19 protein-coding genes are annotated in these 20,678 nt (G+C 45.5%); 12 read left to right on the top strand and 7 right to left on the bottom strand.

Annotated elements, in window-relative coordinates:
* Positions 1-40: 40 nt before the first annotated feature.
* Entirely contained in the window at positions 41-925 is an 885-nt protein-coding gene (gene nadK / locus RH45_RS20650) for an NAD(+) kinase (RefSeq protein ID WP_008081115.1), read from the bottom strand.
* Positions 926-1,069: 144 nt separating this feature from the next.
* Here nadK and grpE point away from each other — a divergent pair, with 144 nt between their 5' ends.
* The 4 genes from grpE to dnaJ all read left to right on the top strand — a co-directional run bounded on the left by grpE (position 1,070) and on the right by dnaJ (position 6,804).
* Positions 1,070-1,666, top strand: a complete 597-nt coding sequence (gene grpE, locus RH45_RS20645) for a nucleotide exchange factor GrpE (RefSeq protein WP_039959037.1) — start codon at positions 1,070-1,072, stop codon at positions 1,664-1,666.
* Positions 1,667-1,949: 283 nt separating this feature from the next.
* The gene (locus RH45_RS20640; RefSeq protein ID WP_008081113.1) at positions 1,950-3,227 is read left to right on the top strand and encodes a dicarboxylate/amino acid:cation symporter; all 1,278 of its coding nucleotides are present in this window, start codon (positions 1,950-1,952) and stop codon (positions 3,225-3,227) included.
* Positions 3,228-3,466: 239 nt separating this feature from the next.
* Positions 3,467-5,377 carry a molecular chaperone DnaK gene (gene dnaK / locus RH45_RS20635; protein ID WP_008081109.1) on the top strand — a complete coding sequence of 637 codons (1,911 nt, stop codon included), beginning with the start codon at positions 3,467-3,469 and terminating at the stop codon, positions 5,375-5,377.
* Between the two features lie 284 nt (positions 5,378-5,661).
* Complete coding sequence (gene dnaJ, locus RH45_RS20630; protein ID WP_008081107.1) at positions 5,662-6,804, top strand: molecular chaperone DnaJ; 1,143 nt, start codon at positions 5,662-5,664, stop codon at positions 6,802-6,804.
* Positions 6,805-6,865: 61 nt separating this feature from the next.
* Here dnaJ and RH45_RS20625 read toward each other — a convergent pair whose 3' ends face one another.
* On the bottom strand, positions 6,866-7,255 hold the full coding sequence (locus RH45_RS20625; RefSeq protein WP_008081105.1) for a type IV pilin protein: 390 nt from the start codon (positions 7,253-7,255) through the stop codon (positions 6,866-6,868).
* 150 nt (positions 7,256-7,405) lie between these two features.
* Here RH45_RS20625 and RH45_RS20620 point away from each other — a divergent pair, with 150 nt between their 5' ends.
* The 6 genes from RH45_RS20620 to tadA all read left to right on the top strand — a co-directional run bounded on the left by RH45_RS20620 (position 7,406) and on the right by tadA (position 12,886).
* Positions 7,406-7,915: a GspH/FimT family pseudopilin gene (locus RH45_RS20620; protein ID WP_008081104.1), complete on the top strand. Its 510-nt coding sequence runs from the start codon at positions 7,406-7,408 to the stop codon at positions 7,913-7,915.
* Position 7,916: 1 nt separating this feature from the next.
* A complete protein-coding gene (locus RH45_RS20615; RefSeq protein ID WP_008081102.1) occupies positions 7,917-8,552 on the top strand; it encodes a PilW family protein in 636 nt (211 codons plus the stop codon).
* A gap of 1 nt (position 8,553) precedes the next feature.
* Positions 8,554-9,876, top strand: a complete 1,323-nt coding sequence (locus RH45_RS20610) for a hypothetical protein (RefSeq protein ID WP_039959029.1) — start codon at positions 8,554-8,556, stop codon at positions 9,874-9,876.
* Positions 9,877-9,886: 10 nt separating this feature from the next.
* A complete protein-coding gene (locus RH45_RS20605; RefSeq protein ID WP_241211669.1) occupies positions 9,887-10,291 on the top strand; it encodes a type IV pilus modification PilV family protein in 405 nt (134 codons plus the stop codon).
* 277 nt (positions 10,292-10,568) lie between these two features.
* Entirely contained in the window at positions 10,569-12,128 is a 1,560-nt protein-coding gene (locus RH45_RS20600) for an AbgT family transporter (protein WP_008081097.1), read from the top strand.
* 218 nt (positions 12,129-12,346) lie between these two features.
* Entirely contained in the window at positions 12,347-12,886 is a 540-nt protein-coding gene (tadA, locus tag RH45_RS20595) for a tRNA adenosine(34) deaminase TadA (RefSeq protein ID WP_008081095.1), read from the top strand.
* Between the two features lie 43 nt (positions 12,887-12,929).
* On the opposite strand, the gene RH45_RS23615 is transcribed toward tadA, so the two are convergent.
* Together RH45_RS23615 and mltF are read right to left on the bottom strand one after the other, a co-directional pair.
* Positions 12,930-13,067, bottom strand: a complete 138-nt coding sequence (locus RH45_RS23615; protein ID WP_008081093.1) for a hypothetical protein — start codon at positions 13,065-13,067, stop codon at positions 12,930-12,932.
* A 210-nt stretch (positions 13,068-13,277) separates the two neighbouring features.
* Positions 13,278-14,807: a membrane-bound lytic murein transglycosylase MltF gene (gene mltF, locus RH45_RS20590; protein WP_008081092.1), complete on the bottom strand. Its 1,530-nt coding sequence runs from the start codon at positions 14,805-14,807 to the stop codon at positions 13,278-13,280.
* Between the two features lie 318 nt (positions 14,808-15,125).
* Here mltF and purL point away from each other — a divergent pair, with 318 nt between their 5' ends.
* Positions 15,126-19,022 (top strand): phosphoribosylformylglycinamidine synthase, encoded by a 3,897-nt coding sequence (gene purL, locus RH45_RS20585; RefSeq protein ID WP_008081090.1) that lies wholly within the window; start codon positions 15,126-15,128, stop codon positions 19,020-19,022.
* A gap of 220 nt (positions 19,023-19,242) precedes the next feature.
* Positions 19,243-19,569 carry a DUF3622 domain-containing protein gene (locus tag RH45_RS20580; protein WP_008081088.1) on the top strand — a complete coding sequence of 109 codons (327 nt, stop codon included), beginning with the start codon at positions 19,243-19,245 and terminating at the stop codon, positions 19,567-19,569.
* Between the two features lie 73 nt (positions 19,570-19,642).
* Here the strand turns inward: RH45_RS20580 and RH45_RS20575 are convergent, their stop codons facing one another.
* The 3 genes from RH45_RS20575 to RH45_RS20565 all read right to left on the bottom strand — a co-directional run.
* A complete protein-coding gene (locus RH45_RS20575; protein ID WP_008081086.1) occupies positions 19,643-19,834 on the bottom strand; it encodes a DUF4250 domain-containing protein in 192 nt (63 codons plus the stop codon).
* On the bottom strand, positions 19,834-20,040 hold the full coding sequence (locus RH45_RS20570; protein ID WP_008081084.1) for a YaeP family protein: 207 nt from the start codon (positions 20,038-20,040) through the stop codon (positions 19,834-19,836). Before RH45_RS20570 ends, RH45_RS20575 begins: the two co-directional genes overlap by 1 nt.
* 121 nt (positions 20,041-20,161) lie before the next feature.
* Positions 20,162-20,678: tellurite resistance TerB family protein (locus RH45_RS20565; protein WP_039959027.1), on the bottom strand; the 517-nt coding region annotated here is incomplete at its 5' end.

Genomic DNA, 20,678 nt, shown 5'->3' with positions numbered 1-20,678 from the left:
ATTTGCTAGGCGGATCAGTGGAGTACAGATCCGCCAGCAACTAGAAAAGCTTGCTTGACCAACCGAGCTTGTTTCTTAGTACGTGGTAGTAACTGTAGTCTTTCGGGTGGATAAGCTTAAGTACATTCGGGCTTTGGTAGATATGAACTTCATCGCCGGGCGAAACAGGAAGTGAGACTTGGCCATCGCAGCCGACTTCTTGGGTTCCTCGGTTATCTGGTGATACGATCAGTTTAATACGGCGATTGCCATCAACCACTAACGGTCTACTTGAAAGTGTGTGAGGGAACATAGGCACCAGTGAGATTGAGTTCAAACTTGGTGACAGAATCGGACCGCCGCCCGACAAGGAGTAAGCGGTCGAGCCTGTCGGTGTTGAGACGATTAAACCATCGGCACGCAGAGAGAAGGCAAAGCTTTCATCTATATATACTTCAAATTCAATCATGTGAGCGACTTGTCCGGGGTGCAACACGGCTTCATTCAATGCCGCGTTGTGGCTTTTAACTTGGCCGTGACGGTGAACTTCAGCCTCAAGTAAAAAACGCTCTTCTTCAATAAACTCACCCGCCAATACGTTCTTTAAGGCCGATTGAAAGTCTTCTGGGTTTAAATCCGTTAAGAAACCTAAGTTGCCTCTATTAACTCCGATCACGGAGATATCAAATCGGGATAACACACGAGCTGCGCCAAGCATATTGCCGTCACCACCGACCACGATTGCGAGATCAGCGGCTTTACCAAGTTGAATCAAGCTTGCAAAATCTTCTTTAGGAACATCGTCGAGAATCTCGATCAACCGATCGTCGATAAAAACTTGATAGCCTTCAGATTTCAGCCAAGTATAAAGCTCTCTGTGGGTCTGAATGGCTTGCTGATCTCGTGGTTTACCAATGATGGCGATCACTTGAAAACATTTTTTCATAGGTTTTCCGCACTAAATAGGCTTGATTCAATAATCTTCGTCCCCATAATAATGGCAAGTTAGCTATTTATGCGAATTTTTGTGTATCTAAACGCGATAAACGTGAAGCGTTAGGTACCGAGGAATATGAACTCTGGAGATATCATGAGCAACGAAGAAAACAAAGTTACAGAAGAAGAGCTTGATCAAATCATCGAAGAGGCAGAAAAAGTAGAAGCGGCAGCTCAAGAAGCTGAAGCAGAGCTTGAAGATATTGGTGATGAGAAAGACGCTAAGATTGCTCAACTAGAGGCAGCACTGTTATCAAGCGAAGCGAAACTTCAAGAGCAGCAAGACGGTGTTCTTCGTGCGAAAGCTGAAGTGGAAAATATGCGCCGTCGTACTGAACAGGAAATCGACAAGGCTCGTAAATACGCACTGAACAAGTTTGCTGAAGAATTATTGCCAGTGATCGATAACCTTGAGCGTGCTATCCAAGCGGCAGATACTGAAGCGGAAGTGGTGAAACCACTACTAGAAGGTGTTGAGCTTACGCACAAAACATTTGTTGATACCGTGTCTAAATTCGGACTTAAAGAGATCAATCCTGAAGGCGAAGCGTTCAACCCGGAACAGCATCAAGCGATGTCTATTCAAGAAAGTCCTGATCACGAGTCAAATACAGTCATGTTCGTGATGCAAAAAGGTTACGAACTTAATGGTCGTGTGATTCGTCCAGCGATGGTTATGGTTGCTAAATAACCACTGAATACACCCCGTTTTAAACACTAGAGAGGCTAAATGTCTCTCTTTTTTTTGCCTAAGGTCTCCCATCTCGCTTTGTAGTAATTGATTGATTTAGTGAATTATTCTTAGACTAAAGTTTAACCGAAAATTAATTTCCGATTTGAAACTTGTAACATTATCGTAAACAAATGCTTTATTTTGTAACCTTTATGTGTAATATGTGCGAACTCCGTCGGGGAAACTGGCGGAATAAACTATAAAACCATAAATTACAAACACAACATTCTGGAGATGGATGATGGATAAATCGCTTTCAAGCAAGATTTTTGTAGGCTTGTTTGCTGGTCTACTGATCGGTACTGCTATCCAGTACTTATTTAGCGGGATTGCAATCTTTGATACTTACCTTCTAGGCGCTGCGGAAGGCGCGGGCGGTATGTTCGTATCACTGATTAAGTTACTTGTTGTACCTTTGGTATACGTTTCAATAGTGTGTGGTATTGTTGATCTGAAAGACATTACTGCATTTGGTCGTCTTGGTGGTAAAACCTTTGCTCTATACATTATTAACACCATCATCGCGATTACTGCGGCTCTGACGGTTGGTATGATTTTCCAACCAGGCGCTGACGCGAACCTAGCCGGCACTATTTCTGAAACGGTTAAGTTAACAACAACAGAAACGCCTGATATCTTCTCACTCGTAGTAAACATCGTTCCTAGCAACCCAGTTCAAGCGTTTGCTAACGGCGACATGCTACAAATCATCTTTATGGCAATCCTGACAGGTCTTGCAATTCAAGCTCTTGATTCACGCGGTGGTCCAGCGATTCGTACCTTCAAGATGGCGAATGAAATCATGATGAAGCTAGTGGGTCTTGTAATGAGCCTAGCTCCATACGGTGTATTTGCACTGATGATTCAACTAGGTGCAACGCTAGATGCGAACACGCTAATGTCGGTAGCAGGCTATGTTGCGCTTGTTGTGGCAATGCTAGTGTTCTGGATCTTCTTCTTCTACCCAATGGCGGTTGGCATTGCGACAGGGACTTCTCCAAAGACCTTCTTGCGTGCAACTCGTGAGCAAATCCTATTTTCTCTATCAACAGCGAGCTCAAACGCTACGATTCCTGTAACGATGCGTACTCTGACGGAGAAACTGCAAGTATCTAAATCAGTAGCAGGTTTTGGTGTACCACTAGGTGCGACCATGAACATGTCTGGTGTGTCTATCTACATCGCACTTGCAACTATCTTCGTAGCAAACGCATTTGGTCAGCCAATCAACACTGCTGATGTGTTCACTCTAGGTCTTACTATCCTACTTCTGTCTATCGGTGCTGGTGGTGTTCCTGGCGGTGGCGTTGTAATGGTTGGTGTTCTTCTTCACCAACTAGGTCTTCCACCAGAAGGTCTAGCAATCATCGCAGCAGTTGACCGTATCAATGATATGTTCTGTACATCTTCTAACGTAGTGGGCGATACAGCAGTAAACACTATCGTTGCTAAAACGGAAGGTGAAATCGGCAAACAAGAAGCAGAAGTAGAAGCGAAACCCGCTCAAGCTAACGCTTAATCTTTAAACTGTCTGAATGTAAAAGCGAGCCAAATGGCTCGCTTTTGTTTTGTGAGGGTAATCTTTTTTAACTTTTTTTTACTCTTTCCCTTGAAAAGCCATTTGCCGCCCTTATCTATTGGGCATAGAGAAGCAAACATCATTATTTTTGTTTGTGAGCAAGGGTTGAAACCCGATTCTCCATCCCCACATAGGGGATATAGCAAAACGAAAATAGAAATTTATTCGGAGATAGCCTGATGGGTAAAATCATTGGTATTGACTTAGGTACTACTAACTCATGTGTTGCTGTACTAGACGGCGACAAACCACGTGTAATTGAAAACGCAGAGGGTGAGCGCACCACTGCATCGGTAATTGGTTACACAGACGGTGAAACGCTAGTAGGTCAACCTGCAAAACGTCAAGCAGTTACTAACCCAACTAACACGCTATTTGCAATTAAGCGTCTTATTGGTCGTCGTTTCGAAGACGAAGAAGTTCAGCGCGACATCGAAATCATGCCTTACAAAATCGTTAAGGCTGACAACGGTGATGCTTGGGTAGAAGCGCAAGGCCAGAAAATGGCAGCTCCTCAGGTTTCTGCTGAAATCCTTAAGAAAATGAAGAAAACTGCAGAAGACTTCCTAGGTGAGGAAGTTACTGGCGCAGTTATCACAGTACCTGCTTACTTTAACGATGCACAGCGTCAAGCAACTAAAGATGCTGGCCGTATCGCAGGTCTAGAAGTTAAACGTATCATCAACGAACCAACAGCTGCTGCTCTAGCATATGGTCTAGACAAGCAAGGCGGCGACCGCACTATCGCGGTATACGACCTTGGTGGTGGTACATTCGATATCTCTATCATCGAGATTGACGAAGTTGAAGGCGAGAAAACATTCGAAGTACTAGCGACTAACGGTGACACTCACTTAGGTGGTGAAGACTTCGATAACCGCATGATCAACTACCTAGTTGAAGAGTTCAAGAAAGAGCAAGGCATCGATCTTAAGAACGATCCTCTAGCAATGCAGCGTGTTAAAGAAGCAGCAGAAAAAGCAAAAATCGAGCTTTCTTCTACTTCTCAAACTGACGTAAACCTACCTTACGTGACTGCTGATGCGACTGGTCCTAAGCACATGAACGTTAAAGTAACTCGTGCGAAACTAGAATCTCTAGTTGAAGACCTAGTACAACGTTCTCTTGAGCCACTAAAAGTTGCTCTAGCTGACGCAGACCTTTCAGTAAACGACATCACTGACGTAATCCTAGTAGGTGGTCAGACTCGTATGCCTATGGTTCAAGCGAAAGTTGCTGAGTTCTTTGGTAAAGAAGCTCGCCGCGACGTAAACCCTGATGAAGCAGTAGCAATGGGTGCTGCAGTTCAAGGTGGTGTACTTGCTGGTGATGTTAAAGACGTACTTCTACTAGACGTTACTCCTCTGTCTCTAGGTATCGAGACTATGGGCGGTGTAATGACTAAGCTTGTTGAGAAGAACACAACTATCCCAACAAAAGCGAACCAAGTTTTCTCTACTGCAGAAGACAACCAGAATGCGGTAACTATCCACGTTCTACAAGGTGAGCGTAAGCAAGCGATGTACAACAAGTCTCTAGGTCAATTCAACCTAGAAGGCATTCAGCCTGCACCACGTGGTATGCCTCAAATCGAAGTGACTTTCGACCTAGATGCGGACGGTATCCTACACGTGTCGGCGAAAGATAAGCAGACTGGTAAAGAGCAGAAGATCACTATCCAAGCTTCTGGCGGTCTAAGCGATGAAGACATCGAGAAAATGGTACAAGAAGCAGAAGCTAACAAAGAAGCGGACAAGAAGTTCGAAGAGCTAGCAACTGCACGTAACCAAGCTGACCAAATGATTCACGGTACTCGTAAGCAAGTTGAAGAAGCAGGTGATGCGCTTCCAGCTGACGAAAAAGAGAAGATTGAAGCAGCTATCTCTGAACTTGAAGAAGCACGTAAGGGCGAAGACAAAGAAGCAATCGATGCTAAAGTTCAAGCACTTATGGCAGCAGCTCAAAAGCTAATGGAAATCGCTCAGCAACAAGCTCAAGCACAACAAGGCGCTGAAGCAGGCGAACAGCCTAAGCAAGAAGACGACGTTGTTGATGCTGAATTTGAGGAAGTTAAAGAAGACAAAAAATAATTTATCGTCGCTATAACGCGTGATGTCTGCGTCGAAGGTACTCATCTACGTTTTGTAGGCTCTGTGCCTTCTTCTTGAACTAATGCGTTCTAGCTTAGATAAATGTCTTTTTATTCTTTATATACGGGCGTTTGAGGAAACTCATACGCCCGTATGTTTGTAAACTAATTTGTCTTTCTAGCTAAATACTTTGCTTGATTGAGAGCTTTTAGCTAGAACGATACAAACACCAAGCGGAGCAAGTCTTATTGCCCGTTTGCAGTACTACATTGGTGACTAAGAACATGTCAAAACGTGATTTTTACGAAGTATTAGGCGTTAGCCGTGATGCATCAGAGCGTGATATCAAAAAGGCGTACAAGCGCTTAGCGATGAAATACCACCCAGATCGTAACCAGGGTGATGAAACTGCCGCGGATAAGTTTAAAGAAGTAAAAGAAGCGTACGAAATCCTACTCGACCCTCAAAAGAAAGCAGCGTATGACCAATATGGCCATGCTGCATTCGAGCAAGGTGGTATGGGTGGCGGCGGCTTCGGTGGCGGCGGTGCTGACTTTGGTGACATCTTCGGTGATGTATTCGGTGACATTTTCGGTGGTGGGCGTCGTGGTGGCGGTCAACAGCGTGCGCAACGTGGTGCGGATTTACGCTACAACATGGAACTCACTCTAGAAGAAGCGGTTCGTGGTGTTTCGAAAGAGATCGAAGTCCCAACGTTAGTTGAGTGTGATTCTTGTGATGGCAGTGGTGCAGAGAAAGGCTCTGCAGTCGAAACATGTGGTACTTGTCATGGTCATGGTCAAGTTCAGATGCGCCAAGGTTTCTTTGCCGTTCAGCAGACTTGTCCTACTTGTCATGGTAAAGGCAAGATCATCAAGAACCCTTGTAAATCTTGTCACGGACAAGGTCGTAAGCAAAAAACGAAAACGCTTAACGTTAAGATCCCTTCAGGTGTTGATACTGGCGATCGCATTCGCTTATCTGGCGAAGGTGAAGCGGGAGAAATGGGCGCACCAGCCGGCGATCTGTACGTACAAGTGCACGTGAAAGAGCACCATATCTTTGAACGTGATGGAAACAACTTGTACTGCGAAGTCCCAGTGAGCTTTGCAATGGCTGCGCTAGGTGGTGAGGTAGAAGTTCCAACGCTTGATGGCCGAGTGAACCTTAAGGTTCCTACTGAGACGCAAACGGGGCGCATGTTCCGTATGCGCGGTAAAGGTGTGAAAGGCGTTCGTGGCGGTGGCATTGGCGACCTAATTGTTAAGCTCGTAGTCGAAACGCCAGTTAATCTGAGCTCTCGTCAAAAAGAGTTGCTGAAAGAATTTGAAGAGTCATGTGGCGGCGAAGCGGCGACTAAGCACAAGCCGAAATCAGAAGGCTTTTTCAATGGTGTGAAGAAGTTCTTTGATGACCTAACCAGCTAATGCTGAGTTATTGAATGAAATAAAAGGCCTGCTAAATGCAGGCCTTTTTACTTCTGGTCGGTTAGTTCCAACAAGCGGATGGGTAGGAGGTGTTACTGGAGTCTAACGTCATATAGTCGACGCTTTCATCCGTCAGGCAGCGGTCTTTAGTTTGCCCTGAACCCGACTGAGCCTGAGCTTTTATCACATAGGCTTTGCCAGCTTGGCTCGCGATCGAAAATACATAACGTGTGGTTGGCGTTTCGCACTGATTGCAACTTCCTCCCGAAATAAGGCTATTCCAGCTATAGCCATTATTGTAGTTGGCTTCTAGTTCTAGCTGCAGTTTAACCATGTCTGAAAGTGCTTGAGAGCGATATGACTTTAGTACATAGCTTTGATAACTGGGGTATGCGATTGATGCCAAAATAGACAGCACTGCAACCACTATCATTAGTTCGATCAATGTCATTGCTGCTAATCTTGTTTTTCTCGGTTTACATCCATTTCTTAGAATCATTCCGCGTAGTTTCCTTTTGGTCCTCAGTGCATTGTTATGAGGTGTTAGTCTTTGCACAAGGCTGATTTAGTTTAATTATTGTTTTGCATAGGAAATTGGGAAATGTCTCGCGGCTTTACCTTACTTGAACTGCTGATCACCTTATTGGTTATCGGTGTTCTCGTTGTTTGGGCGGTGCCAAGTTTTAGTTCGGTTAACGACAAAGTAAAAATGGAGCGTTTAGCCAAAGAGTTAAATGGTTTTGTCTTGCTAGCAAAGTCAGAAGCAGTGATGCGTCGTGAGCCATTGTGGGCTCACTTGATTATGTCAGGTTCATCGAATAGTACAGGTGATTGGAAACTGGAACTCACTAATAGTGATACTGAAGGCGGAGGATCTAAGTACGCGATTTTGTCTGGTGCTGCTTTTGACGGACTTACCTTATCGACAACCTACACATCAGATCAAATTAGTTTTGACGAAACCCATGGCCGGCCCAAGGGAGGCAGGTTTACTTTTCACCCTAAACTGAGTCCTTCTTCGGCGCTTAACTTGAGAACATACCACCGCTCAGCAATTGTTCGAGTTTGTTCACCTAGTTCAAGTTCGTATCTAAATTATGAAAAGTGTTGATATGACGATAACCAAACAAAAGGGTGCGAGCTTGATAGAGTTTATGGTTGCATCGACGGTCGGCATTATTGCTCTTGGCGTCATGGGCTCTCTATTCATTAACAGTCAAAAAATAGCAGTACAGCGCACCAAAGAGCTGAGTTTGTTACAAAGCACCAACAGTGTTTTACAGATGATGAATTTGGATATGAAGAGAGCAGGCTACAACGGAGTAACCGATAACCTAGTGAAACTGTCGGGAGCTGATCATATGTTTTATATCGAAAACTCTCCGACAAGTGGCTTGTTGGCCTATGCCTACGTCAGCGAAATTTCTGGTGCATCTATTATCTACTCAAACATTGTTTATGAACAAACTTCAGCAGCTACCGATGTTCTGCGAATATGTGAAAAAAAACAATCTACCGTAATATCTGTGATTGATGCTCAAGACTTTACCGCGAATGTTGGTAACAACTGCAATACCTTGTTTCATAAAGACCGGATTTCTGTCGATGCGTTCAACCTAGCGCAAATTGAATTGCCAGGGAATAAGGTCTCTTCATCTATGGTGACTGTACAATTGGTTACGTCGTTAAAAAACTCTCCGGGCTTAAGCAAAGATTTGTCATTTTCATTGAAGCAAAGGAATTGGTGATATGAGAAGGAATAAAGGTGTGGCGACACTATTCGTCACCAGTTTGCTGCTAGTCGCGGCATTGATTATTGCTCTTGGTAGTTACAGAGGGTTGTTTTATCAAATCAAACGAGCACAGAACGAAGTGATCGCGAGGCAAAATCATTGGGCAGCAGAGGGGGGATTAGAATGTGTTTATACTCAAGCTATGCGGTTCAACCGTGTCCCTAGCGATGTTTCATTGTGCAAGAACTTACTTGGCCTTACTGATTTGTCTATTGCCGTAGGTTCTCCGAACATTATTGCCGCAACCAGCGGTTATCTCACTTTGAATAAAGCATTCTCAGCGCCAAATGTATCGAGCACGGGAGCGATCCGATCCACATCCGATTTGGTTATCAATGGGAGCTATACGTCGTCTCCAGACCCGGGCAAGAGTTTAGGTAACAACTTATGGGAGTGCACCGCTGTGCGCTACTTCAACTATTTCTATGCCACCAGCTATAACACTCATCACCCTTATCAAACGGTTAAGCCATATCAGTCATTCCCCAGTAGTGAAAATCCCAACTTTCAAATGTGTCATGCTGCGAACTACTCATTTGGTATTACCGACTTAGCCGACACCGCTGAGGACTATACACAAGACACCGCTATGGACCCGTTTAAGGATGTATTCGATGTAGCGCGTGAGGATTGGTTTGATGTGATGTCAGATAACACCCTTTTCGGTTATGTTCCTTACAGTTTAAATTCCCAAACCCTGTCAAGTGTAACGGACCTCGGCGCTCCTGGGTTCAACGCTCAGTGTGCAGAACAAATCGTCCAAAATATAGAGCAAGGCAGGGATGTTATCTGGGTATACGGTGGGTGTGAAATTAACGATAGCGATTTTGACTCAATCAGCAGTGCCATCAACACGCATCTTAATGACGGGATCATATTGGTGGTTCATAACGGCATTTTATCTGTGACGGGTTCGCAAGACTTTAATGGTATGTTGTATCACTTTCTTTCTGATGAGTTTAAAGACAGCGACGACAATGTGTTGGATCTAACGGGGTGGGATCAGACTGAAAATGATACGGGCACCAATGGCGCTGCAAGTGTTTTAGATGGTGTTATTAATGCCTTGAGCGGTACCGTCACTATGCCCAAAACCAAGATAGGGTATTTTCAAAACGGTGCGTTTAATCCGAGTGGTGGCTACGTAATGGATGGTCCTGGTACGTTTGCCGTGTTTAACGCTTCTCTGGCATTTACTTACAACCGAGATGTAATAGATGCACCGTTGAGAAAGTTTAAACAAGTGAAGTGGTATCGAGGCTCTTGGAATGATTTATAGGCATAAAGGGATGAGCCTAATTGAGGTGCTTATTGCTTTCGTATTGATAGGTGTAGGGGCTCTAGGTTTAATAAAAATGCAGGCGTATGCTGAGTCGAAAGCTGACTATGCCGATCGTAGTCTTCAAGCGTTGTATATTGCAGAAAGTAAACTTGAGTCATTTACTCGGCGAGGAGTTTCATCCGCTAGCGCAAGCTTTTCTTATAGTGATATGGGCAGTGATGTATGTGTCTCTTCTACCCATTGCTCAGTAAAAGGATCGGGGTTTAACACGCAGTGTCAGGTAACGCCATATTCTGGACTGAGTAATGCAGTTAGTGTTATTGAAGTTGAAGTATGTTGGTGGGATAGGTTTGGAGATAAGCAATCGGTAAAGCTCACCAGCGCGATTTCACAATTCAGTGAATTTGATTGAGACTAGGTGCATATGGCATCGAATAGCTTGCTTTTATACCGATAGCTATGCGTTATTTTTTTCAAAATCGTTTATATTTTGTTTCTGATCATGATCGGTTTGTGTTTTGGTTTTGTTGCACGTAGATGTTGTTTTTGCAAAATATGTCTCCAATTATGGAAAAAGGTCTAGAATCTTGTGCTTTTAACAGGGGCATTTAATAGAATGTGGGGTGAATCATAGGCTGATAAAACTATAACTAGATGCCTGGGCAACAACATCACACTATGGAGTTACCATGAGTAACCAAGCTGTAAATAAAGCACCATCTGCTAAGCCGAGTGGTATGGATCGCTTTCTAAACTTTATTGAACGTGCAGGTAACAAAATTCCGGATCCTGCAATTTTGTTTTTTTGGGCTCTCGTTATTACTTGGGCTGCGTCTGCTCTCCTTTCAAACGTATCGTTTGATCTCCTAAATCCACGTACTGGTGAAGCGCTTGCTATCAACAACCTTTTGACTGGCGAATCTTTGGCAAGCTTCCTAGCGAACATGGTGACCACATTCACGGGCTTCGCACCACTGGGTATTGTATTGGTCGCAATGTTAGGTGTTGGTGTTGCAGACTCTTCAGGCTTTATCACTACAGGCCTAAAGAAGATGCTGAACTTCACGCCAGCGAAACTTCTTACACCAATGCTAATCCTTGTGGCAATCGTATCTCATACGGCTGCTGATGCGGGCTACGTACTGGTTATTCCTCTGGGTGGTATCATTTTCCACGCTGCGGGTCGTCACCCTCTCGCTGGTATCGCAGCAGCGTTTGCTGGTGTATCAGGTGGTTTCTCAGCAAACTTTATTCCGTCAGGTATCGATCCACTATTGGCTGGTTTCACACAAACAGCGGCACAGGTTCTTGACCCAGAATACGTAGTAAACCCGCTGGCAAATATTTTCTTCACTGGCCTATCTTCAATCATTATTGTGGCGATTGGTTGGTATGTAACAGAAAAGATTATCGAGCCTCGTCTAGCGAAAACGCCAATCGATGAAGACGCGGAGAAAGCACCTGATTTAGGTTCTTTCACTGAGCTTGAGTCGAAAGCATTCCGCTATGCTGGTTGGGCAATGATGGCTGGTATCGCTGTTCTGATTGCTGCAATCATTCCTGAGAACTCTGCACTGCGCTCTCCTGAAGGTGAAATCACGGCGTTCTCAGCCCCACTAATGAAGTCGATTGTTCCATTGATCTTCATTCTGTTTATCATCCCAGGTTACGTATACGGCAAGGTTTCGGGTACGTTTAAGACAAGTAACGACATTATCAAAGCCATGTCTGACACTATGTCGACAATGGGTGCATATATTGTTATGTCATTCTTCTGTGCTCAGTTCCTGTCAGCGTTCGCGCAGTCAAACATCGGTACAATGCTTGCGCTTTACGGTGCTGAAGGTCTGAAAGCAATGAACTTGCCGGGCGAGGCGACAATCATTGGTATGATTCTGTTGACGGCTTCGGTAAACCTATTGATTGGTTCAGCGTCGGCAAAATGGGCACTGATTGGTCCAATCTTAGTACCTATGCTTATGGCTGTCGGTATTTCGCCAGAGCTGTCTCAAGCGGCATACCGCGTTGGTGACTCAGTATCGAACATCATTTCACCTCTGATGGTATTCTTCCCTCTCGTGGTGGTTTACTGTCAACGTTACGTGAAGTCGACAGGTATCGGTACTCTGGCTTCTCTGATGATGCCGTTCTCAATCGCAATGCTTATTGGTTGGTCAATCTTCCTAGTTGCATACTGGGCTCTAGGTATTCCACTAGGTATCCAAGCACCATACACTTACACAATGTAAATGCCGTCATATTTGGCGCTGTAGCGTTGTTAACTACGAATCCACTATTTAAGCTATTCAGTCGATTCGATAAGTTTAAAATAGTAGAAGCGCCGGTCGAGAGACTGGCGCTTTTTGTTTGTAGGTAAAGTGACAAGCCGCTAACTGGCTTCCACTTCCTTTTCCATGCGGGTAGAATTCACTATCTTATTCGCTTACTCATACAGCTGGAGCTCTCTTTGTCTGAATCTCAATTTACCCCTCAAGATGAACTGTTTATGCGCCGCGCTATGGATCTGGCGAAGCAAGCTGAAGCGGAAGGTGAAGTGCCAGTTGGAGCGGTGTTGGTTAAAGATGGAGAAATTATCGCTGAAGGTTGGAATCAATCCATTGGTCAAAATGACGCCACTGCGCACGCAGAAATCCAAACGTTGCGTAAGGCGGGCCAAGTACTAGAAAATTATCGCTTGCTCGATACCACCTTGTACGTAACGCTAGAGCCTTGTCCAATGTGTGCCGGTGCTTTATTACATAGCCGTGTGAAACGCATCGTTTTTGGAGCGCCTGATTTAAAGGCTGGAGCGGCGGGGACGGTACTGAATTTATTTGAACACCAAGCGGCCTATCATTATGCCGATGTAGAGCGCGGATTGTTGGAAACAGAATGTCGCACTCAGTTACAAGCGTTTTTTAAACGTCGACGTAAAGAGAAGAAAAATGAACGTAAAGCGACTCGCTTTACTCGAATGCATGAGGCGAAGAAAGCGCTCAAGAAGTAACTGGCTTTAGCAAACACCTTCGCAGAAGATGTTTGCTTTTGGGTTATGCGGCACAGATTAGCTGCATAAATGCACGGTGACGTGCGATCACCTTTTTCTTATTGTTGCTCAGCATACGCTTACGGCGATTCGCGGCAACGGTTTTGTTAAGGCGTTTTGACTGTAATTTACGTCTAGCCATAGAACAACCTCCTATTTGGGTTTATGACTCAACCAGCCCACTCCCCAACGAATACGACTGATTATATTTAGATATTGGTTTTATACTCGGCAATTGTTACGAATTTAAGAAAGTTCGCAAGTGATCAAGCACACGATATTATGTATGGGTGCTAGAGTAAGAATTCAAGTGTGTAATCTTTGTACAAAAGACTACACACTTGGTATCGCATTATTCTGAAGGGGCAGCTTCTTGACTGGCTTGAGCTGCTGAGGCTGGTAGAGCGCCAGAGGTCGCCATTTCTGGCACCTGAATAACGGTTAGGTCATCGACGTTGTTATTGTCTTCAGTTAAGGTTTGTTGCTCAACATGGCCAATGATGCTCTGATAGTAGCGACGAATGTTTTCGACATAATTACGGGCTTCATCGCCACGAGCATAGCCATAACGAGTCTGGCTAAAATATTTCTTTTGTCTCAACAGCGGCAGTCTGTCCTTCACATCTGCCCAGGCATCTGGGTCTCCGCCTTGACGTTTTGTTAAGCGTCTTGCGTCCATAACATGACCATAACCGACATTGTATGACGCGAGCGCAAACCAAATTTTTTCGTGTTCTTCTACCGAATCTGGAATTCTTGCCACCATTCGACGTAGGTACTCAACCCCACCTTTTACTGACTGCTCTGGGTCGAGGCGATCCTCAACCCCAACACTTTTCGCCGTTGGTAAGGTGAGCATCATCATCCCACGTACTCCTGTGGGAGACTTCGCCAGTGGATTCCAGTGTGACTCTTGATAGGCGAGGGCAGCAACTAAGCGCCAGTCGAATTCATCAGAGTACTTTTTAAAGAGTGGAGACCACTTCGGTAGCTTGGATTCAAGTGCTCGAATAAATGCACGGGTATCAACATAGTCAAATGAGTCAACATGGCCAATGTATTTTTCTTCAAGGGAAGCCAAGTGACCAGACTGTTTAATATTGCCAAAGAACTCGATTAGGAGCGCGTAAAAGCTCTCATCTTGGGAACGGCGTAAGAACCAAGAAGTCGGTTGGTCTTCCGTCAGTTCGAATGCTAACGCCACTTCTGGGTAGATGCGTTGGGATAGTGATATTTCAACCGAGTCCGCCACAGTAAATAAAAGCTCACCATTAGAGACCTTTTTCAACAGATCGTTTACGTCAGCATTAGGGTCTATTTTATAGATAAAGCTTGGGTGTTGGCGTTGAATCTCAGCTAGCGTCTGGTTGAAATGAGAGTCACCAACGATTTGCAGTACTGCTTCATTATTGTTCTTTTCAACCAGTTCAGGCTGGCGCTTTAACAATTGCTCAAGATTACGTGGTCGCCATTGGCCTTTTTTATAAACCACTTGTTGACTGACGTAGTAATAGGCAGGGCCGGCGCGAAATGCTTTTAGCCGCTCAGGAGACTGACTTAAGCCTGCTGCAATGATATCAATCTCACCGTTACGCAAAGCAGGGTAGAGGCTTGAGATACGATAAGCGGGTTTCATTTCTAATTGCACACCGAGCTCATTGGCAAACTCACGGGCTAGCTCATAGTCAAGACCTGCAGGGCCATCAGGACCGATGTAGTAAGAGAGTTGGTTGTTTAATGTACCCACTCGTAACACACCGCGTTCTTTAATTTGTTCGAGTTCGCTTTTCGGTTCAGACTCGATCTGACAACCCGACAGCAGTAACACACTGACGACTAAGGTACTTAATGCGCGTAATTGGGAAAGGTAAAGCTTTTTCATTCAGTGATAATCTCATACATCCAGTAGGGCATTTATATCAAAGTGTCATAACAAGGCAAGACAATCAGTATGGCTTCGAGAGTAAAGATCTTAATTTTGGATATTCACTGTATTTCAGAATTGACAAAAAAAATGACGCAAACGGTTGCGCAAACCGTTTCGTCGTAAAAAAAATTACTATATAATGCGCCCGCAAAGGAGAGGTGGAATTGGTATAAATTCGTAAAAGTAGCCACTGTGTTGGGCTATTGAAGTGAATTTATTCCAATATCACCTTGGTCAACAGACCCTAACCAATTGCATAAGAGACCTAAGCGCATGAGAATTTTTCGTGGCTCCCCAGCTCTATCTGAATTTCGTGTTAACAAGCTTCTAGAGCTTTGTCGTGAACTAAGCTTGCCTGTAACGGGCATTTACGCTGAATTTGCTCACTTTGCTGAACTGTCAGCCGATCTAGATGATCAGGAAGTTGAAAAGCTAGAAAAGCTACTGACTTATGGTCCTACAATTGAAGAGCACGAGCCGGAAGGCCGTCTGCTGCTTGCGACTCCACGACCAGGCACTATCTCGCCTTGGTCTTCAAAATCAACGGATATCGCAAATAACTGTGGTCTAGACAAGATCGCACGTCTTGAGCGCGGTATCGCTTACTACATTGAATCATCGGATGAACTTTCAGAGCTTCAACTGGTTGAGCTTAAAGCGATCCTACACGATCGTATGATGGAAGTTATCTTCACTGATTTTGAGTCTGCAACTGCGCTTTTCCAAGTGGCAGAGCCAGCACCAGTAGCAGACGTTGACCTACTGAACGGTGGTCGTGAAGCATTAATCAAGGCTAACGTCACGCTTGGTTTGGCACTTGCTGATGACGAAATCGAATACCTTTACGATGCGTTCGTAAATAAGCTAGATCGTAACCCAACTGACATCGAACTAATGATGTTTGCCCAAGCGAACTCAGAGCACTGTCGTCACAAAATCTTCAACGCAGACTGGACTATCGACGGCGTTAAGCAAGAGAAGTCTCTGTTCAAGATGATCAAGAACACATTCGAAACGACGCCTGAAAACGTGCTGTCTGCGTACAAAGATAACGCAGCGGTAATGGTAGGCTCGGATGTAGGTCGTTTCTTCCCGAACCCTGAAACTCGCCAATACGGTTACAACCAAGAGAAAGCGCATATCCTAATGAAGGTGGAAACGCACAACCACCCAACCGCTATCTCTCCTTGGCCAGGCGCTTCTACTGGTTCTGGTGGTGAAATCCGTGACGAAGGCGCGACTGGTATCGGTGGTAAGCCAAAAGCAGGTCTTGTTGGTTTCACTACATCTAACCTACGCATTCCTGGTTTTGAACAACCATGGGAAACAGACTTCGGTAAGCCAGGTCGCATCGTTAACGCACTAGACATCATGCTAGAAGGTCCACTTGGTGGCGCGGCGTTTAACAACGAATTTGGTCGTCCAAACCTACTAGGTTACTTCCGTACTTACGAAGAGAAAGTAAATTCTCACGCAGGTGAAGAGGTTCGTGGTTACCACAAGCCAATCATGATTGCTGGTGGTATGGGTAACATTCGTGACGAGCACGTACAGAAGAAAGAGATCCCAGTAGGTGCAAGCCTAATAGTATTGGGTGGTCCTGCAATGAACATCGGCCTTGGTGGCGGTGCGGCTTCTTCAATGGCATCTGGTCAATCAGCAGAAGATCTAGATTTCGCTTCAGTACAGCGTGAAAACCCAGAGATGGAACGTCGCTGTCAGGAAGTAATCGACCGTTGTTGGCAGCTTGGCGAAGAGAACCCAATCGCATTCATCCACGATGTGGGCGCGGGCGGTATCTCTAACGCACTTCCAGAGCTAGTCGATGATGGCGAGCGTGGCGGTATCTTCCAACTGCGTGATGTACCAAATGATGAACCAGGCATGAGCCCACTTGAGATCTGGTGTAACGAATCTCAAGAACGCTACGTAATGGCAGTTGCGCCAGAGAATATGGAAGTATTCGATGCGATCTGTAAGCGTGAACGCGCACCATACGCAGTAGTGGGTGTGGCAACAGAAGAGCGTGAACTGAAACTTGAAGATTCACACTTCGACAACACGCCAATCGACATGCCAATGGAGGTGCTTCTTGGTAAGACGCCTAAGATGCACCGCGATGCGAAAACGCTTAAGGCGAACAACCCTGCCGTTAACCGCGACGGTATCGAACTAAACGAAGCAGCAGACCGCGTGCTACGTCTTCCAACGGTTGCAGAGAAAACATTCCTAATCACTATCGGTGACCGTACCGTTACCGGTCTTGTAGCTCGTGACCAAATGGTTGGCCCTTGGCAGGTTCCTGTCGCTAACTGCGCAGTAACAGCAGCAAGCTACGACACTTACCACGGTGAAGCGATGTCTATGGGGGAGCGTACGCCAGTTGCTCTACTAGACTTCGGTGCGTCAGCTCGTCTAGCGGTGGGTGAAGCAATCACAAACATCGCAGCGACAAACATCGGTGATATCAAACACATTAAACTGTCTGCAAACTGGATGTCTCCAGCAGGCCACCCAGGTGAAGATGCAGGTCTTTACGAAGCAGTGAAAGCGGTGGGTGAAGAGCTATGTCCAGCACTTGGTCTAACTATCCCTGTGGGTAAAGACTCAATGTCGATGAAGACTAAGTGGGAAGAGAATGGCGAGCAGAAAGAAGTAACCTCTCCGCTATCTCTAATCATCACTGCGTTTGCACGTGTTGAAGATGTTCGCAAGACAATCACACCTCAGCTTCGTACCGACAAAGGCGATACTAGCCTTGTACTTATCGACCTAGGTAACGGTCAGAACCGTCTAGGCGCAACGGCACTGGCGCAGGTTTACAAGCAGCTTGGTGATAAGCCAGCAGACGTAGACAACGCAGCGCAGCTAAAAGGCTTCTACGAAGGCGTTCAAGCACTTGTTGCGAACGACCAAGTAGTGGCTTACCACGATAAGGGCGATGGCGGTCTATTCGTGACTCTAGCTGAGATGGCATTCGCAGGTCATTGTGGTGTTAAAGCGGACATCGCTGACTTAGGCGAAGATGCACTAGCAGCGCTATTTAACGAAGAGCTAGGCGCAGTACTTCAGGTTAAGAACGAAGATTTAGACGCTGTACTTTCAACGCTAGCAGCAAAAGGTCTTGAAGCATGTTCACACGTAATCGGCTCAGTCGAAGCGTCTGACGAGCTAGTGATCACTTCTGGTGACACAGTGGTTCTAGAGCGTAACCGTACTGAACTACGTACTATCTGGGCTGAGACTACGCACAAGATGCAAGGTCTACGTGACAACCCAGCATGTGCTGACCAAGAGTTTGAGGCGAAGAAAGACAACTCTGACCCAGGCCTGAACGTTAAGCTAAGCTTCGACGTAAACGAAGACATCGCTGCGCCATACATCGCGAAAGGTGCTAAGCCTAAGATGGCAATCCTACGTGAGCAAGGTGTTAACTCTCACGTTGAGATGGCAGCTGCATTTGACCGTGCAGGCTTTGAAGCGACTGATATTCACATGAGCGACATCCTAACCGGTCAAGCGGTTCTAGAAGAGTACCAAGGCCTAGTGGCTTGTGGTGGTTTCTCTTACGGTGATGTATTGGGTGCGGGTGAAGGTTGGGCGAAGTCTATCCTATTCAACGAGCAAGCTCGCAATCAATTCGAAGGCTTCTTCAAGCGTGAAGATACCTTCTCTCTAGGTGTGTGTAACGGCTGTCAGATGCTATCGAACCTGAAAGAGCTAATCCCAGGTGCAGACCTATGGCCACGCTTCGTTCGTAACGAATCTGAGCGTTTTGAAGCTCGCTTTAGCCTAGTGGAAGTTCAGAAGTCTGACTCTGTATTTTTCGACGGTATGGCAGGTTCTCGTATGCCAATCGCAGTATCACACGGTGAAGGCCGCGTAGAAGTACGTGACGCTGACCACTTAGCGGCGATTGAAGCATCAGGTACGGTTGCAGTGCGTTACGTGGATAACCACGGTAACGCAACGCAGCAATACCCGAACAACCCGAATGGTTCGCCAAACGCAATCACAGGTCTAACGACTCAAGATGGCCGCGTAACTATCATGATGCCACACCCAGAGCGTGTATTCCGTACAGTAGCGAACTCATGGTCTCCAGAAGGTTGGGGCGAGAACGGTGCTTGGATGCGCATGTTCCAAAACGCACGTAAGAACGTAGGTTAACAAGTAGGTTGTTAGCTTAACTTCGGGCTTTATCAAAACGAAAAGCGCTGGTAGGAATACCAGCGCTTTGTTTTTGAAAGATACCGAGAAAAACTTGCAGCATAGATCTCACTTTTATGCTCTAATACCGCGCTTACCAAGGGATGGTGTTGAACAGCTCAGCTTAGATGGAGTTATCAAGTTGACCGAATCCCTGATTAATCCCTTAGGAATGAATGAAATGTCTAAAAATCCAAAATTCGCTATCCGTACTTCAGAAAAACGCAACGGTTGGTGTGCAGAGATCACTCGCCAAGTCACTTCACGTAAAACAACCGTATCTAAGCGCGAATCAGGCTTTGAAACTGAAGCACAAGCGCAAGAATGGGCGGAAAAAGAGCTAGCAGGCTTCATCAAAAATCAAGCTGAGCGTAACGAACGTAAAGGCGAAGCACGTAAAGTGCGTGAAGAACGCGAAGAGCGTTTAGCTCAAGAAGCCGCAGAGAAAAAAGCACGTTACCTAGCTGAAAAAGCGGCACGTGAAGACGAGATGTTTGACGAAGAGTAACTCTCTAGGTCTCCATCAATGAAAAAACCGCCAATAAGGCGGTTTTTTTGTCTGAGCAGAGTTTTGTTTACAATCAGCGGAACTGTCCGGCGTCAGGTAAAAAGTCAAAACCTGCGGCTGCAAGTCTGGTTTCAAGTGATGAACGATCGATATCAAAGTAGGCCACTAATTTGTCCAGATCACCACCGAAGTCATCGCGTAGTTTCATGTTAACGATGCTCATCAACATGACAGGATCCATTGTTTCGTAGTTAGCCAGATTCATTACTTATCCTCGAAATCTGAAATCAGCAGATTTGCGGCGGCAAACGCAGCTTTGTCTCGAACATGTTGTGGCAAACTGGTGTCAGCGGCAATATCGTTAAGTGCTCGTAATGAACAAGCAATCGCTTTTGGTACATAAGCCTGATCACCACTACCGATTTGAGCGTACAGCTCTCGGACCAAATCACAGCAGTCATATACTTTCATGTCATTAACCTAATCTTTAAATGATAACTGCTCTCAACTATACACAGACACTCTAGTAAACTCAAAATCTAAGCTTGCTCTAGCTCAAGTTAGACTCCTATTCGTTGACTAAATCACCAGTTTAATCTGCTTGCCATTGAAGCTCGAGCTGTTGCGTGACTTGCGGATCGAGTTGAAGCTGTTTTGCAAGCTCTTGTAGATACGCTTTTTCCATAAAATTCTGCTCATCAATCACAATCAAAGAGGCGAGGTAGATTTCAGAGGCTTGTTGTGGGGTTCTTGCAAGTAGGGCGATTTCATTTGGGTCTAGGGGCTTATTTAGCTCCGAATGAAGGAGGGACTGAAGTGAGCTGTTGGCTCCTGCTTCTTTAAGTGCAGCTTCAATTCGCTCCATTTCTTGTTGATCTACGTGTCCGTCTGCCTTAGCCGCGGCGATCATTGATTTAATGATCAACTCACTGTGGATGGCATCATCAGCATTAAAGTCATCTTGTACTGGCGAGCTGGGTTGTTGCTTTTGATGATCATTGTAAACCTTATATGCAAGGGCTCCTAGCGCAGCCACACCGCCAATTTTTAGCGCATTCTTTCCTAGCTTCTTGCCCATTTTCTTACTTTTCTTTGAGCCCATGAGCAAG

The organism is Vibrio sinaloensis DSM 21326 (assembly GCF_000189275.1).
Taxonomy (GTDB): Bacteria; Pseudomonadota; Gammaproteobacteria; order Enterobacterales; family Vibrionaceae; genus Vibrio; species Vibrio sinaloensis.
Note: the sequence above shows the minus strand (reverse complement) of the source record. Positions and strands in the feature narration are given on the sequence as shown.

Excerpts from the sequence above, each read along its gene's own strand:
- mltF (WP_008081092.1), bottom strand. The coding sequence starts at position 14,807 with ATGAAAAAGCTTTACCTTTCCCAATTACGCGCATTAAGTACCTTAGTC.
- RH45_RS20615 (WP_008081102.1), top strand. The coding sequence starts at position 7,917 with ATGACGATAACCAAACAAAAGGGTGCGAGCTTGATAGAGTTTATGGTT.
- RH45_RS20620 (WP_008081104.1), top strand. The coding sequence starts at position 7,406 with ATGTCTCGCGGCTTTACCTTACTTGAACTGCTGATCACCTTATTGGTT.
- RH45_RS20570 (WP_008081084.1), bottom strand. The coding sequence starts at position 20,040 with ATGAAAGTATATGACTGCTGTGATTTGGTCCGAGAGCTGTACGCTCAA.
- RH45_RS23615 (WP_008081093.1), bottom strand. The coding sequence starts at position 13,067 with ATGGCTAGACGTAAATTACAGTCAAAACGCCTTAACAAAACCGTTGCC.
- RH45_RS20610 (WP_039959029.1), top strand. The coding sequence starts at position 8,554 with ATGAGAAGGAATAAAGGTGTGGCGACACTATTCGTCACCAGTTTGCTG.
- RH45_RS20605 (WP_241211669.1), top strand. The coding sequence starts at position 9,887 with ATGAGCCTAATTGAGGTGCTTATTGCTTTCGTATTGATAGGTGTAGGG.
- grpE (WP_039959037.1), top strand. The coding sequence starts at position 1,070 with ATGAGCAACGAAGAAAACAAAGTTACAGAAGAAGAGCTTGATCAAATC.
- RH45_RS20625 (WP_008081105.1), bottom strand. The coding sequence starts at position 7,255 with ATGACATTGATCGAACTAATGATAGTGGTTGCAGTGCTGTCTATTTTG.
- RH45_RS20580 (WP_008081088.1), top strand. The coding sequence starts at position 19,243 with ATGTCTAAAAATCCAAAATTCGCTATCCGTACTTCAGAAAAACGCAAC.
- RH45_RS20575 (WP_008081086.1), bottom strand. The coding sequence starts at position 19,834 with ATGAATCTGGCTAACTACGAAACAATGGATCCTGTCATGTTGATGAGC.
- RH45_RS20640 (WP_008081113.1), top strand. The coding sequence starts at position 1,950 with ATGGATAAATCGCTTTCAAGCAAGATTTTTGTAGGCTTGTTTGCTGGT.
- dnaK (WP_008081109.1), top strand. The coding sequence starts at position 3,467 with ATGGGTAAAATCATTGGTATTGACTTAGGTACTACTAACTCATGTGTT.
- dnaJ (WP_008081107.1), top strand. The coding sequence starts at position 5,662 with ATGTCAAAACGTGATTTTTACGAAGTATTAGGCGTTAGCCGTGATGCA.
- purL (WP_008081090.1), top strand. The coding sequence starts at position 15,126 with ATGAGAATTTTTCGTGGCTCCCCAGCTCTATCTGAATTTCGTGTTAAC.
- nadK (WP_008081115.1), bottom strand. The coding sequence starts at position 925 with ATGAAAAAATGTTTTCAAGTGATCGCCATCATTGGTAAACCACGAGAT.
- RH45_RS20600 (WP_008081097.1), top strand. The coding sequence starts at position 10,569 with ATGAGTAACCAAGCTGTAAATAAAGCACCATCTGCTAAGCCGAGTGGT.